Raw genomic sequence first — 15,558 nt, forward strand, 5'->3', positions numbered from 1 at the left:
GTAGCTGCTCTAAAGCTGAATCTTCAAATGCTTTATAATTGAAGTGCTGCTCTTCTTGTTGATCTGACATAATTCCTATGTTTAAAGTTATTAATTTTCTTTTTGACACAGTTTATTGAACAGACCCTCCATCGATTCTTAAATGATGCTCCTCGTTAGTTAAATGATGCTCCTCGTTGGTTAAATGATGCTCCTCGTTGGTTAAATGATGCTCCTCGTCGGGTAAATGATGCTCCTCGTTAGTTAAATGATGCTCTTCGTCGGTTAAATGATGCTCCTCGTTAGTTAAATGATGCTCCTCGTCGGTTAAATGATGCTCCTCGTTGGTTAAATGATGCTCCTCGTTGGTTAAATGATGCTCCTCGTCGGGTAAATGATGCTCCTCGTTGGGTAAATGATGCTCCTCGTTAAATAAACCTAAGGGACCAACAGCGGCATCCCGATTTTTTCTATCGGGATTTAGCAAAGGGCAGGGCTTCATTAGCCAAAAGCTACCGACAATGATTTCCTAAATAATTTGCTTCTAGCCTTCGTTCAAATAACAGTTAAGCCAAGTTTTAGTATTAGGAAATGAACGCTACGGTGTGCATGGCAATTGAAGTCCTGCTTTGCACTATATCCGATAGAAAAAATCGGGATGCCGTTTCAATCCTGTTTAGATACAAAGTTTGTGTCCTTGATTTGATAATTTTCTTGCGCCCTTATTTAAATGTAAATCGGCTACCTTTATCTATGCTAGTGCTTGTTCTAAATCTGCTATTAAATCATCAATATGCTCTAATCCCACTGATACACGGATTAATGTTTTTGGAGTTTTAGTATCAGGACCCTCTACAGATGCACGATGCTCAATTAAACTTTCTACGCCACCCAAGCTGGTTGCCTGTGCAAATATTTTAACTTTATTGACTACTTTTTTGGCCGTTTCGCCATCACCTTTAACTAAAAAAGAAAGCATACCGCCAAAATCTTTCATTTGTTTTTTAGCAATATCGTGTTGTGGATGATTTGCTAAACCAGGATAATAAACATCATCTACCTTCGGATGGTTTTTAAGGAAATCAGCCAGTTTTCTTCCGTTTTCGCAATGACCTTTCATTCTGTAAGCTAAAGTTTTAATACTCCTGCTCAGCAAGTAACAATCAAAAGGAGAGGGCACTGCACCACCAATTTGCTGTACATTTTTAATAACTTCCCAAAGTGCATCTTTTTTTGCTGTAACTAAAATACCACCTAAAATATCGCTGTGGCCACCAAGGTATTTAGTGCTGCTATGCATTACTATATCAGCACCTAAAAGAATCGGATTTTGTAATATCGGCGAGGCAAAAGTACTGTCGCAGGCAAATGTAATTTGAGCTTTCTTTGCAATTTTTGCAATTTCTTCAATGTCAGTAACCTTTAATAGTGGATTAGAAGGTGTTTCAATCCATATTAATTTTGTGTTTGGTTTTATTGAATCCTGTACCAGTTTTAAATCAGTTTGATCTATAAAATCAAATTCCAATATGTCGGTAAAAATACTTAACAGCTGTTTTTTAAATCCCCAATACATATCATCTGGAGCAATAATATGGCTGCCAGGTTTAAGCGATTGAAATAGTGCCATTCCGGCTGTATTGCCTGAAGAAAAAGCAGCAGCATCTTCACCAAATTCTAATTGAGTAATTGTGTTTTCTAAAGCCGAACGATTTGGATTGCTTACCCTGCTATACATATGTCCACCAGGATAGCCACCATCTTCATCCCGAAAAAAAGTAGTTGATAAATTTATGGGTGGGGTTACATCTCCAGTTGCACTTTTAACTAGATTAGAAGCGTGTATAGCAAGGGTTTCGGGTTTCATAATAGTTTAATTTAAGGATATTGTTAATGGCTGCAATTTATATAATTTGATGATAATTTTTAATTGTCTTTTGTTTTGGCAAGATTTATGTGTTTAGTTTGACGAAAATAAAAATAAACAACATGAAAAGATTATTTATAGCTATTGCAATAGCATGTTCAACACTGGTAATGTTACAAAGTTGTAATACTGCAAAAAGGGTAACTGCAGGTGTAACAGGCAGCAGAGGTACAGTCGTTCGCGATTGGGTTGTAACCAACGTAACTTTAGAAGGTTTACCAGACGGCGCAGTACAAGGCTTATTTGGAGAAAAATCATACAAATGTTTTCAAGGTAGTACGTGGCATTTAACCAATAGTGGTAATGGCTCTTACACTTTACCAGCATCAAGCAGTTGTGGTTCTGTAATGCAAACTATTTTCTGGTCTGCAGCACCAAAAGATCAAACTTTTCAGTTTAAAAAGATATACGAAGGTGATAAAGCTAAAAACGTAACTGAAGGTTATCGTTTAATATTGAGTGATTTATCAAGCACTAATATGGTTTTAAAATCGCCAATAGAATTTGGTGGTAAAACAGCAAATATTGTTTTAACATTTGCGCCACAAGGAAATTAAAAAATACCTGTGAAAAACATAATGCCTAAAGCACTTCTGAAAAGGAGTGCTTTTTTTGTTTAAAACAATTTGCCACAGATTAAAAGGATAGGCAAGGGTTTCTGGTTCAAATTTAATTCCACATTGAATATATAGCTGTTGAAACACTTAATTCAAGAAAAGTTTTTTTAATCCGTGTTCTTTCGCGTTTCGGTGGCAAAGAATACTATGTCTCTTGAGCGAGTAAAACCGTTTGTTACAAGAAAATGATTTTCAAATCGTCCGTTTATTGTATTTTTGTTCAAAATAAATCAGGAATGAATACAACTGAGCAAGTTGAAAAAATATTAGCTGATACAAAATTATCAACTGAACTACAAAACATAGCACACAAAGTTCTTCACGGAGAGCGCATTACATTTAATGAAGGCGTTTATCTTTATGAACATGCAGAATTAGGTTATCTGGGCGTTTTAGCCAATTTCATTAGAGAAAAGAAACACGGCGATACAACTTATTTTAATCGTAATTTTCACTTAGAACCTACAAACCTTTGCGTTTACGATTGTAAATTCTGTTCTTATTCAAAACTTATTAAGCAAAAAGAAGAAGGATGGGCTTTAACAATGGATCAGATGCTTGATATTGTAAAAAAATACGATAATGAGCCTGTTACCGAAGTGCATATCGTTGGCGGTGTATTGCCGCAATACGATGTGGCATTTTATTCAGCGCTATTTACAGCCATTAAAAAACACCGCCCTGAGCTTCATGTTAAGGCTTTAACGCCAGTAGAATATCATTATATCTTTAAAAAAGCTAAAATTGATTATGCTACCGGAATGAAGTTGATGAAAGAAGCTGGACTGGAATCAATGCCTGGCGGTGGTGCAGAAATTTTCCATTCAGAGGTTAGAGATTTGATTGCTAAAGATAAATGTACTGGCGAACAATGGTTAGCCATACATGAAGAATGGCACAAATTGGGTATGAGAAGTAATGCAACAATGCTTTACGGACATATTGAGCAGTTTTGGCATCGAGTAGATCATATGGAAAAACTGCGTGAGTTGCAGGATAGAACTGGTGGTTTCCAAACATTTATCCCGCTTAAATTCAGAAATCAGCACAACCAAATGTCTAATGTTGCAGAATCTTCCGTAATTGAAGATTTAAGGAATTACGCCATTGCCCGTATTTACATGGATAATTTCGATCACATTAAAGCTTATTGGGCCATGATTAGTCGCGAAACAGCACAACTATCACTTAACTATGGTGTTGATGATATTGATGGCACTTTAGATGATACCACAAAAATTTATTCAATGGCTGGGGCAGAAGAACAAACGCCTGCAATGAGTACACAAGAACTGGTTAATTTAATTAAACAAGTTGGTAGAAAGGCGGTAGAACGTGATACGCTTTATAACGTGGTTACAGATTTTGAGAATGTGGTTTTTGAGGAAGAGAAAAAACCGCAGTACTATAAATTACCAGTGGTAAATTAATTTAACTGCGTGATTGATTAAATGAATGATTGATTGAATTTTGAATGGCTTGGTATAAATTAAATATTCATTCAGTCCCCGATTGTACCATTTACTCATTCAAAATTCAACCATTCAAAATTCATTCATTCTCTAACTCACTCATTCAAAATTCAACCATTAATAAATGAAAGAAATATATATCATTCGCCATGGCGAAACCGAATTGAACAGACAAGGCATTGTGCAGGGCAGGGGTATTAACTCTGATTTGAATGATATGGGACGAGCTCAAGCTGAGGCATTCTATCAAACTTATAAAGATGTTAGTTTCGATAAAATATATACTTCTACGCTAAAACGTACACATCAAACCGTACAAAAATTTATCGATTCTGGTTTACCTTGGGCGCAATTATCGGGTTTGGATGAACTTGCTTGGGGCATTTGGGAAGGCAAGCCAAACAGCGAAGCTGCAAGAGAGGCTTTTAGAGAAATGCTTGAATGCTGGCAAAATGGAAATTATACTGCTCATTTTGAAGGAGGAGAAAGTGTTCAGGATGTATACGAACGTTTAAAAGAACCTAAACAGATTTTAGCCTCCAAGCCTGATGAAAAAACTATTTTACTTTGCATGCACGGTAGAGCAATGCGTGTTTTCCTTTGCTTGCTAACCGGTAAACCATTAAGTGAAATGACTGAATTTCCGCACCAAAATACAGTTTTATACAAAATTGGTTTTGAAAATGGTCAATTCAGTATTATAGATTTTAACAATACTGTGCATCTGGATCAACTGGTTATTCCTTCATAAAATTCTGATCCCTTAATTATTAGAAAGAATCTTAATTTATTAACTGTTCTATAAGTTAGGATTCTTCCAAAAAATAAAATTTAACACATTGAACAAGATTAAAATTTCGGCCGTTAATTATACCAATACCAAAGCATTTATATATGGAATTGAACATTCCGATATTCTTAATAAAATAGATTTAAGCTTAGATATCCCTTCAGATTGTGCCGCTAAAGTAATTAACGGTCAAGTAGATATTGGTTTAATGCCAGTTGCCGCAATTCCTTTGGTTCCTAATGCAAATATTGTAGCCGATTATTGTATAGGAAGTGACGGAGGCGTAAATTCTGTATTTATTTTTAGCAGCGTTCCAGTTAATGAAATCCGTACTTTAAAGTTAGATTTACACTCACGAACTTCTAATAACTTAGCCAAAGTTTTATTAAAGTTTTTCTGGAAAAAAGAGGTAGAATTTACAACCGATCAATCTGCAGAAACAGATGCTATTGTTTTAATTGGAGATAGAACCTTCGGTAAAAAAGGCGATTATGCATATGTATATGATATGGGCGAAGAGTGGAAAAATTTTACTGGATTGCCTTTTATGTACGCCGCATGGGTTGCAAATAAAGAAATACCACAATCTTTTAAGGATGAGTTTAATGCCGCTTTAAAATTTGGACTAGATCATCGTAAAGAAGTGCTACAAGAGTTGCCTCAAAATGAAAACTTTGATTTGGAAGATTATCTGTATAATAAACTTCAATTTGAAGTTACCGAAGATAGAAAGAAGGCAATGAACTTGTTTTTAGATTATATTTCGAAACTTAATTAATCGTTATTTCGTTTCCCTGCCTAAAAATAAATAATCAAAAAAGGCTTCTGTTTTTTAGCAGAAGCCTTTTCAATATAGTACAATTTTAGTGATTTTTTATCTTGCCAATAATGGTGTTTAAGCTGCTATCTAACTTAGAAATAGCACCATTTACAGCCTGGTCATAAGTATTATCTAAGCTGGTTACAGCTATAGGTGGTCTACCTTCTAATCGGGCTTCCAAAACACAACGCTTATCATTTTGTGCATCTTTATTACCATTAACATCAGAAAGGTGAAGCTCTAAGCGGGTTAGATGATCGGTGTATCGGCTTAAACCATTTGCCAATGTATCCTTTAGTTTATCCTTATAATCCTGTTTAAGGTTTAAATTGTTATCTGCATTAATTTGAATCGTCATAGTATCTTAATTAAATGGTTGTATATACCTAACAATTTAGGTGTGTAATAGTTTTGGAAAGCAATTTTATTCGAATAATTAATTTATAGAATAATACTTGAATAAGCGCTTCTCATGGCTTAACCTAGGTGTGTAATATTATTTGAGTGACTGAATTAAAGAAATTAATTTGTAGGATACTGTGAAATTAATAATGACAATTTACTACTACATAAAATGTATTTTTAATTTATTTTAAAAAGTATTATAAAATATTTGTATTAATGGAATGTATTGATTATCATTGATCTAGTTCTTTAAATAATTTCATTTAATTTTTTCAAACTATGGCAACAAATGCCGGAAAATTAGCAAGACTTACCATCGATGGTAAGGAGTACAATGTATTTGAAGCAAACTTCGAATCCATTAAACCTGTAGACCAATGGAACAGGGTAACCGCATTTGCCACCAAAGCAGATGCGAGATTTGTCATAGAAGGCAAAGACGATACTACTTCAATTTTTGAGAAATTTGCAAACAGCCGCAAACGTTTTGATGCAAAGTTAACTTTGTACAGCACACACGGTGAAGGTAAATTGGTAGAAACATCTTATAAAGATTGTTCTATCACTTATTACTCTTCTGTTTATAACTCAGCAAACGAAGTACCTTACAAACTGGTTATCGTTTTATCTCCAAAATCTACAGTAGAGGGTAATGCCGAACTTACATTCGATCAGAACACTTAATCGTTCTGCTTTTATTTAAGTAAGCAAACCAAAGGGCAGCGCATCCCGCCAGTCCTAAAAAGCTAAGGGTAGCTGCCCTTTTTTACATCCCATTTTACCGGCAAATTCCCCTATGCCGGAATTACGACATCCTGTTTACGATTTTGTTTTTAACCTGGCGCTCTGTTTAAAACTGTGTAATTTTTTATTGCACCGTTATTTTAGCTGGCCCATAAATTCTTATCTATGGCATTCGGAAGTTCGGCTCAAAAGGCGGTAAATGATTTAATACTCCCCCAGCGAATGGGTTGTGAGGTGTATATTGATAATAAGAAAATATCCCCCATACTTAAACTCAATATAAAGCAGCACATTGGCAAGCATAATGAGCTTGTGATGCACTTTAAGCACGAAGTAATTCAGGAAGTTGGGTTGTTTGTGATAGAAGATGCCCAAACCCTGCTGGGCAGGCTTACCGAGGTTTCTATTTTTAATAGCAGTGATCCTAATGATCATCCGTTTCAAAACAAATTTATTATTACAGAGGTAAAACTTGTTAACGATGGACTTGCCGAAGGGGTTTTGGAATTAAAAGGTCTTTCGCCTACCATTTTGCTTGATGGTGCCAAACATTTCGAAAGTTTTGCCACTCAAAACCTCGCTACCCTGGTAAATACCGTGTGCAAACCTATGGAAAGTATGCGCACCTACCTGATTAACACCTTAAAAGTTAACCCCGTTTTAGAGTATACTTCAAGGTATAACGAAACCGCATGGAATTACCTTAAAAGATTAGCAGATGCAACCGGGAGCTGGATTTATTGCAATGGTATAGGTTTGGTATTCGGTGCCGCTAAAAATGAGGCTTCAATACCCTTAATTTATGGTAGCGATTGCACCAAAGTAAGCATGTCTTTACTCACCGTTCCGGTACAATCGGCGCTTTTCGATTATGATGCCAGTGACAACCTTGCCATGAAACAGAGTGCCAAGGATTATAACGGAAACATCGGTTCTACCGCTCAGGATGCCTATAAAAGATCAGCAAGGTTGTATGGCAATGAAAGTGTGGTACCTATGCAAACCTTTCAGGCCAATCAGGAAATATTAACCGAAAAAGGGAAAGCTCTTGCAGCCTCAAAAGTGGCATCATCTTATTTAATGGAAGCCGAAACCAATAATTTTAGATTAGGCATTGGCACTTTGGTCGATTTTGAGTTTAAGCGGCAAGGAGAAAGCTCAGTCCACCCGCAAATGCGGATTGTTTATTCGGAGCACGATCTCCAGGCCAACGGCATGTACAGCAATCATTTCAAAGCGGTACCCGCGGGTGCAGAAACGCCACCTAAACTAGATTTTGAGCAACCGGTTACCTTCCCGATGCTTGCTAAAGTAGTTGCCAATACCGACCCACTAAACCAGGGCCGTGTTCAGGTTCAGTTTATGGGTTGGGTTCACGACCAGAAATCGCGTTACGAAAAACAAATTACCGATTGGATCAGGGTTTTAAGCCCTGATGCTGGAAGCAGTAACCTGGTTGGGCAAAACAGGGGCTTTGTATTCGTTCCTGAAATAAATGACCAGGTAATGGTCGATTTTGAAAACGGGAACCCCGACAGGCCGTTTGTTACAGGTTCTGCTTTTCATGGAAAAATAGCTGCTGGTGGTGGAGGTAAAAACCACCTTAAAACGATAATAACAAGAAGTGGCGCAAAAATACAACTGGATGATACAGATAATAAAGGCAGTATTTACATAGAAGACCCTAGTGGAAATACTTGGTATATGGATGGGATTGGTAATATAGAAGTTAACGCTCCGAAAAATATTACGATTAACGCGGGGAATAATCTGGATGTTAATGTGAAAAATAACTTACAGTTTAATGTAGGGAATAAAGCGATGTTCAATGTTATTAAACAAATGCTTGTTACTACACCATTCCTAACTCAGCTAGTCTCCAAAATGTACCATACAATGGCTGGCAAGGCATTAATTAATTCTAATCAGGAAATTAAATTTGAAAGCCCGGATATTTATTTAGCAGGTCAAAAGAAATTGTTTTTGCATAGTGATGAAAATGCAACCATAAATTCTAAAGGTCTTGTAGAGATAAAAGGTAAAGATGGAAATCATCATTCAAATAATCCTATAGCTTATGAAACCGTTAAACCAGAAATTACAGCTAAATGTATTGTGCATTTTAGGCCTAAAAAAGATTGGAAAGGCGATGGTTTTGGCTTTGATTGGATGAGACAAGGGGATACTAACTTGATTACTGGTTCTAATGTTGTATTTGGGGATACTAATTATGAGGACATTGTTGCTAAGCAATATACTAATGCAACCTTTACTGTATTAGAAACTGATGTAAATAAGTATAGTGGAAGTTTTAAAAAGGATGATATAATGTATAGCAGCCTGAAAAATGATTATAATATCCATATAATCCCTTGGAAAACTAAAAAAGATGCTACGGGCGCAGATTTAAAAGATGGGACAGGGGCTGTAATAAACGAAGAATATTATTGTTCCTGGTTATCATTGTACCCCAGTAAAGAGAAAACAATAGATACTTTTGTTTCATTAGGCAATAAAAATGGTAATAACCCAATAGAAATTTCTACAGGTTTCTCAAATACAAAAGCTACGCTTAGTTTGATTATAGATATTGAAGAAGAACCAGATGTATTGCGTTTCGAGGATAATATTCACTTCGTTATTAGCCCGAAAGAAATTAATGTTAGCGGAAAGGGAAAAGGAAAACATGCCTACATTGATCACATTACAATTGAATGTTTAGATGATTTTAGTTCTGACCAAACTTTAATTATTAATGCCATAAAAAAAGATAATGCAGGAATAGAACAAAAACTCCTGGCAGGAAAACTTAATATTTGGGCTAATCATGAATCCAATAGAAAAAAAGCTAAAGTTTTGTTAATTAATGTAATAACGCCAGAAATTGTGCCTACTAGAGGAAGAAGAACTGGAAATTTAATTGGGCAAAAAGAATTATTTGAGAAATACTTGAGGCAAGCCTTAATAGAAACTGATGTATCTACAGAAATCATAGATGTATCAACAGATATTAATTTTCAACCTAGTGCAAAATATGTGAAAAATGACCAGATAGCTGCATATTATTCAGGCAGTCCTACACCAACTGGTTTTACCAACTTAGAAGATTATTTATATAATCTTTTAAAAGCCCGGTTGAAGGCTGGAGATCCGGCCAGCGAGAATAAGTATGATGATTATTTTAAAGCAATTTATTTAGGGGAGAATGGAGGTTATGTTGATTCTGCTGGAGTAATACAAGGTTTAAATGGTTATTCATCAGGTAAATCGGTGGTTTTATTTCTAAGTAAAAATGATCAAACTGCTGCACATGAATTTTTACACTCTTTTAAATTACATCATTCATTCACTAATAAAGAGGCGAACTCCGATGCACTGTTTACTTACGAATATAAAAAAACAGAAAACTTAATGGATTATTCACATCATATTCCTCAAGAACGCTATTCTTTATGGCATTGGCAGTGGCTGAAAGCAAACAGTAGCATAATTTAAAAAATAACAGTATGAAAACGATAATTAAACATTGCTTTCTAACTTGTATTATTTTACTAAATATACAATGTAAAGCACAACAAAAAACATATAATTTAAACCATGATACACAAAAAAATATGATACCCGCAATTGATAAAAATTTTGAAATATTCGATTCTGAAAGATACAATAGGTTATTTAAAAAAAATCCTCATTACCAAAGCGAATTTTTAGCTGATGGTACCTATATCGAAATGACCGTTGCAAATGCAGGTAAAAATTACTTAGAAACTGCACCTAATTCTTATTTAATGATATCAAAAGCATATTTTAATAATGGCAATATCAAAGCAAAAGGATTAGGATTTAATGCTGATGGTTTCCAAAAAGGCATTTGGTATGAGTTTAATGAAAATGGCCAGCTAATTAAAGAAACGGACTACGATAAACACTACAAGTTCACTTTCGAGGATATCCTGAAATTTTGTGAACGAGAGCATATTGAAGTTAAGAAAGGACCCATTTTGCAAAGCACAGGTTTTCATACAGCGATTAGAAGAGGTTATTCACTCTTAATGGAAAATGTTAGTTGGTGGGAAATAGATTGGTTGAAGAGATCAGATTTAATTGAAACTATAAAGTTAAATGGTAATACAGGTGTCGTGGTTGAAAAGAGAGAAAGAAGTTATATCAATAACTAATTTTTAAAATAAATGGTTAACGTTTTTAATAATAGCATGTGTTTAAAATACGCTTTAATTTATACCCAATGATGAAAATAAATAAACATTGCCTATTATTTTGTGTCGTTTTACTAAATATTCAATGCATAGCTCAGGTTAGTATACATAAGATTATGATACCAGTGGTAGATAAGAAGTTTGAAAAATTTGATTCAGTTAAATATGAAAATAGAGTAAATAAAAACTCTTCTACATTAGAAGAGTTTTTATCAGATGGTACCTATGTAGAATTGGATACTGGAAATTATGGGAAAGGATATGTAGAAACCCCGCTAAACTCTTACTTTACTTTATCTAAAGGGTACTATAAAAATGGCAATATAAAAATGAAAGGCTTAGTTTTTAATTGGTTTGCATTTCAAAAAGGTATTTGGTACGAGTTTAATGAGAATGGACAGCTGATTAAAGGAATGGACTATGATAAATACTATAAGTTCACTTTCGAAGATATTCTGAAATTTTGTGAACGAGAGCACATCGAAGTTAAGAAAGGACCTATTTTGCAAAGTACAGGTTTTCATACAGCGATTAGAAGGGGTTATTCACTCTTAATGGATAATGTTAGTTGGTGGGAAATAGATTGGTTGAAGAGATCAGATTTAATTGAAACTATAAAGTTAAATGGTAATACAGGTGTCGTGGTTGAAAAGAGAGAAAGAAGTTATATCAATAACTAATTTTTAAAATAAATGGTTAACGTTTTTAATAATAGCATGTATGTAAAATACGCTTTAATTTATAACCCAATGATGAAAATCAATAAACATTGCCTATTATTTTGTGTCGTTTTACTAAATATTCAATGCATAGCTCAGGATAGATCAAAAAAATTTATGATACCAGTAGTAGATAAGAAGTTTGAAATATTCGATTCTGAAAAATACAATAGATTATTAAAACTTAACCCTGATTACCCAAGTGAGTTTTTAAATGATGGAACCTATATCGAAATAATAAAATCAAAATCTGGAAATGCTTATTTTGAAACACCTTCTAATTCTTACTTTAAAATAGTAAAAGGATATTTTAAAAATAATAAAATTGAGGGTAAGGGGTTGGTTTTTAATGCTGGCGATTTCAGAAAAGGCATTTGGTATGAATTTAATGAGAATGGGCAGCTAATTAAAGAAACGAACTACGATAAATATTATAAGTTCACTTTTGAAGATATATTGAAATTTTGTGAACGAGAGCACATCGAAGTTAAGAAAGGACCTATTTTGCAAAGTACAGGTTTTCATACAGCGATTAGAAGAGGTTATTCACTCTTAATGGATAATGTTAGTTGGTGGGAAATAGATTGGTTAAAAAGATCAGATGTAATTGAAACTATAAAGTTAAATGGTAATACAGGTGTCGTGGTTGAAAAGATAGAAAGAGGCTATATCAATAATTAATATTTTCTATCAGATTAGTTATTAGACAGCCATTTGAAAAAACAATTTAATAGAAATATAAAACGATGCCTCAAAAAATAACTGAAACGGCCTTACTACTATGTGATAAAGGTGTAAAAACTAGTCAGCTAAAAGTAACAAGTCAAAATTTCTCAAAAGCAGATAATAAACTTGTAGCAACAGAAAATGATAAAAATGCGGAGATAAATATTCCAAATTTTGGCATTTGTAGTGTAACTCGAGGTAAGTGTTTGCCTAATATTACTAAGTGGGAAAATCCAACAGAAAAGGACAACATAAATAACCTTAAAATATTGACAGAAAATTCAAGCTGTCAATGTAGTATTGGTGGTAAAATAGTTATACAAGATAAGGGGCACGAGGAGAAACATAATGCAGAGTAAGGTGTCTTAACTAATTTATTATAATCTGCTAATTTTTTATCCAAAACAATCTGTTTTTTCGTCCACAATCTTTTAACTTTTCAACAAAATCTTTATACAACCATTAAACCTGTTATCTTTATGGCTTTTGTAAATTAATTTCAGTTTTGGCTAAAGACACGAATAAAGAAACCCCATTAATGCAACAATATAATGCTATTAAGGCAAAGTATCCTGGTGCATTATTATTATTTAGAGTAGGTGATTTTTATGAAACCTTTGGCGAAGATGCCGTTAAAACATCCCAGATTTTAGGCATTGTATTAACCAGAAGAGGAACCGGACCTAACGGGGGCGCTCTTGAGCTTGCAGGCTTTCCTCATCATTCGTTAGATAACTATTTATCAAAACTAGTTAGAGCAGGGCAAAGGGTTGCTATTTGCGATCAGTTAGAAGATCCAAAAGCAACCAAAACCATTGTAAAACGCGGTGTAACCGAATTGGTAACGCCAGGTGTGGCTTACGGTGATAATATTGTAAATCAAAAATCAAACAATTATTTAGCAGCTGTTTATTTCGATAAAACGCAAATAGGCGTTTCTTTTTTAGATATTTCTACAGGCGAATTTTTAATCGCTCAAGGCAATAGTGATTATATTGATAAACTTTTGCAAGGTTTCAAACCATCAGAAGTTATATTTCAAAAATCTAAACGCCAGGTTTTTACGGAGCAGTTTGGAGATCGCTTTTATACTTTTGGATTAGATGAATGGCCTTTTACTTCCGATTACGGAAATGAAACGCTAACCAAACATTTTGATGTTGCCTCACTTAAGGGCTTTGGTATTGATCGTTTGCAAAGTGGTATTGTAGCTGCTGGCGTGGTGTTACATTATTTAGGTGAAACCGAACACCGTAACCTACAGCATATTACCTCGATTAGCCGTATAGAAGAGGATAAATACATGTGGTTGGATCGTTTTACAATTCGCAACCTGGAGTTGGTAAACTCAGCAAACGATAACGCGGTTACCTTGTTCGATATTTTGGATCATACTTCTACGCCGATGGGTGCTCGTTTACTTCAAAAATGGATTATTATGCCTTTGAAGGAACTTAAACCTATTGAAGAACGCTTAGGAATGGTTGATTTTTTTGTGAAACATGACGAACTTCAGCAAGAATTTTTATCCCATATTAAGCAAATTGGTGATTTAGAAAGACTAATTTCTAAAGTTGGTTTGCAACGTGTTGGACCAAGGGAATTAACACAGCTTAAAAGAGCTTTAACACACATTGAAGCAGTTAAAAACTTAGGCGCAGCATCTAAAAATCCTTTTCTTATTAAGCTAGCCGATCAGTTAAATCCATGTATCGCCATTCGCGAAAAGATAGAAAGAGAATTACAGCCAGATCCTCCTGCTTTATTAATTAAAGGAAATGTTATTGCTGATGGTATTGATGAAGATTTAGATCGTTTGCGTAAAATCGCATTCGGTGGTAAAGATTATTTAGTGCAAATTCAGAAACGCGAAGCGGAAGCTACTGGAATTCCCTCATTAAAAATAGCCTTTAATAATGTGTTCGGTTATTACCTGGAAGTAACTCATACCCATAAAGATAAGGTGCCCGAAGGTTGGATTCGTAAACAAACTTTGGTTAATGCAGAGCGATATATTACACCTGAACTTAAAGAATACGAAGATCAGATTTTAGGTGCTGAAGAAAAAATACAGCAAATAGAAATTCGCTTGTATAACGATTTGATGTACCAAACAGCAGGTTATATTAAACCAATACAACTGAATTCTTTTTTAATTGCACAATTAGATTGCCTGCTTTGTTTTGCAAATCTCGCAGTTAAAAATCATTATTCTAAGCCTAAAATGAGCGCAACTAAAGTGCTTGATATTAAAGGTGGTCGCCATCCGGTAATTGAAAAACAATTGCCTGTAGGCCAAGAATATATTACCAATGATGTTTATCTGGATACAGAAAGTCAGCAGATTATTATGATTACTGGCCCCAACATGGCAGGTAAGTCGGCAATTTTAAGGCAAACTGCTTTAATCGTGCTGATGTCACAAATGGGTTGTTTTGTCCCCGCAAAGGAAGCTGAAGTTGGTTTGGTTGATAAGATTTTTACCCGCGTAGGTGCTTCTGATAATATTTCTTCAGGAGAAAGTACTTTTATGGTCGAAATGAATGAAACGGCCAGTATTTTGAATAACATTTCTGATGATAGCTTAATTCTTTTAGACGAAATAGGTCGTGGTACAAGTACTTACGATGGTATTTCAATTGCCTGGGCTATCGCTGAATTTTTGCATCAACATCCAACTTCTAGACCTAAAACTTTATTTGCTACGCATTATCACGAATTAAATGAGTTGGCGAATACAATGCCACGCATTAAGAATTTTAATGTATCTGTAAAGGAAATGACTAATAAAGTGATCTTTTTAAGGAAGCTAATTCCTGGAGGTAGCGAGCATAGTTTTGGTATTCATGTAGCTAAAATGGCTGGTATGCCACCAAAATTAATTCAACGTGCCAATGAGATTTTAAAGAAATTGGAAATTGATAGAACTGAAGGACAGAGTATTAAGGATAGTATTAAGAAGGTTCAAAATCAAGCTTACCAATTGCAAATGTTCGCTGTAGATGACCCAGTATTGATTAAAATTCGCGATACACTCAATAATTTAGATGTAAATGCGTTAACACCAGTAGAAGCATTATTAAAACTAGACGAAATTCAAAGATTGATAAAAAATTAGAAAGGCAAATAGCGGAGCACTTTA

General features: G+C 34.6%; 14 protein-coding genes. 11 read left to right on the forward strand and 3 right to left on the reverse strand.

All coding sequences use genetic code 11. The annotated features are described in order from the left end of the window. Positions 1–112: 112 nt before the first annotated feature. Complete coding sequence (locus EHC72_RS11755) at positions 113–481, reverse strand: hypothetical protein (protein WP_131537894.1); 369 nt, start codon at positions 479–481, stop codon at positions 113–115. A 249-nt stretch (positions 482–730) separates the two neighbouring features. Beyond that, on the reverse strand, positions 731–1,846 hold the full coding sequence (locus tag EHC72_RS11760; RefSeq protein ID WP_131537895.1) for a trans-sulfuration enzyme family protein: 1,116 nt from the start codon (positions 1,844–1,846) through the stop codon (positions 731–733). Between the two features lie 122 nt (positions 1,847–1,968). Here EHC72_RS11760 and EHC72_RS11765 point away from each other — a divergent pair, with 122 nt between their 5' ends. The 4 genes from EHC72_RS11765 (at position 1,969) to EHC72_RS11780 (ending at position 5,563) form a co-directional block, all read left to right on the forward strand. Continuing rightward, positions 1,969–2,463: a hypothetical protein gene (locus tag EHC72_RS11765; RefSeq protein ID WP_233167034.1), complete on the forward strand. Its 495-nt coding sequence runs from the start codon at positions 1,969–1,971 to the stop codon at positions 2,461–2,463. Positions 2,464–2,759: 296 nt separating this feature from the next. After that, positions 2,760–3,953, forward strand: a complete 1,194-nt coding sequence (gene mqnE / locus EHC72_RS11770) for an aminofutalosine synthase MqnE (RefSeq protein ID WP_131537896.1) — start codon at positions 2,760–2,762, stop codon at positions 3,951–3,953. A gap of 166 nt (positions 3,954–4,119) precedes the next feature. Further along, entirely contained in the window at positions 4,120–4,746 is a 627-nt protein-coding gene (locus EHC72_RS11775; protein WP_131537897.1) for a histidine phosphatase family protein, read from the forward strand. A gap of 88 nt (positions 4,747–4,834) precedes the next feature. After that, positions 4,835–5,563 (forward strand): menaquinone biosynthetic enzyme MqnA/MqnD family protein, encoded by a 729-nt coding sequence (locus EHC72_RS11780; protein ID WP_131537898.1) that lies wholly within the window; start codon positions 4,835–4,837, stop codon positions 5,561–5,563. A gap of 85 nt (positions 5,564–5,648) precedes the next feature. On the opposite strand, the gene EHC72_RS11785 is transcribed toward EHC72_RS11780, so the two are convergent. Then, positions 5,649–5,963: an HPF/RaiA family ribosome-associated protein gene (locus EHC72_RS11785; protein WP_131537899.1), complete on the reverse strand. Its 315-nt coding sequence runs from the start codon at positions 5,961–5,963 to the stop codon at positions 5,649–5,651. 326 nt (positions 5,964–6,289) lie between these two features. On the opposite strand from EHC72_RS11785, the gene tssD reads away from it, so the two are divergent. The 7 genes from tssD to mutS all read left to right on the forward strand — a co-directional run bounded on the left by tssD (position 6,290) and on the right by mutS (position 15,534). Further along, positions 6,290–6,694 (forward strand): type VI secretion system tube protein TssD, encoded by a 405-nt coding sequence (tssD, locus tag EHC72_RS11790; RefSeq protein ID WP_131537900.1) that lies wholly within the window; start codon positions 6,290–6,292, stop codon positions 6,692–6,694. A gap of 225 nt (positions 6,695–6,919) precedes the next feature. Continuing rightward, a complete protein-coding gene (locus tag EHC72_RS11795) occupies positions 6,920–10,249 on the forward strand; it encodes a phage baseplate assembly protein V (protein ID WP_131537901.1) in 3,330 nt (1,109 codons plus the stop codon). An 11-nt stretch (positions 10,250–10,260) separates the two neighbouring features. Continuing rightward, a complete protein-coding gene (locus EHC72_RS11800) occupies positions 10,261–10,932 on the forward strand; it encodes a hypothetical protein (protein WP_211660307.1) in 672 nt (223 codons plus the stop codon). Positions 10,933–11,087: 155 nt separating this feature from the next. Further along, positions 11,088–11,651: a hypothetical protein gene (locus tag EHC72_RS11805; protein ID WP_131537902.1), complete on the forward strand. Its 564-nt coding sequence runs from the start codon at positions 11,088–11,090 to the stop codon at positions 11,649–11,651. Positions 11,652–11,807: 156 nt separating this feature from the next. Further along, on the forward strand, positions 11,808–12,371 hold the full coding sequence (locus tag EHC72_RS11810) for a hypothetical protein (RefSeq protein ID WP_131537903.1): 564 nt from the start codon (positions 11,808–11,810) through the stop codon (positions 12,369–12,371). A gap of 65 nt (positions 12,372–12,436) precedes the next feature. Continuing rightward, the gene (locus EHC72_RS11815) at positions 12,437–12,775 is read left to right on the forward strand and encodes a DUF4280 domain-containing protein (RefSeq protein WP_131537904.1); all 339 of its coding nucleotides are present in this window, start codon (positions 12,437–12,439) and stop codon (positions 12,773–12,775) included. Between the two features lie 146 nt (positions 12,776–12,921). Next, entirely contained in the window at positions 12,922–15,534 is a 2,613-nt protein-coding gene (mutS, locus tag EHC72_RS11820; protein ID WP_131537905.1) for a DNA mismatch repair protein MutS, read from the forward strand. Positions 15,535–15,558: the final 24 nt, after the last annotated feature.

It is taken from the genome of Pedobacter nototheniae, assembly GCF_004335085.1.
Classification (GTDB): domain Bacteria; phylum Bacteroidota; class Bacteroidia; order Sphingobacteriales; family Sphingobacteriaceae; genus Pedobacter; species Pedobacter nototheniae.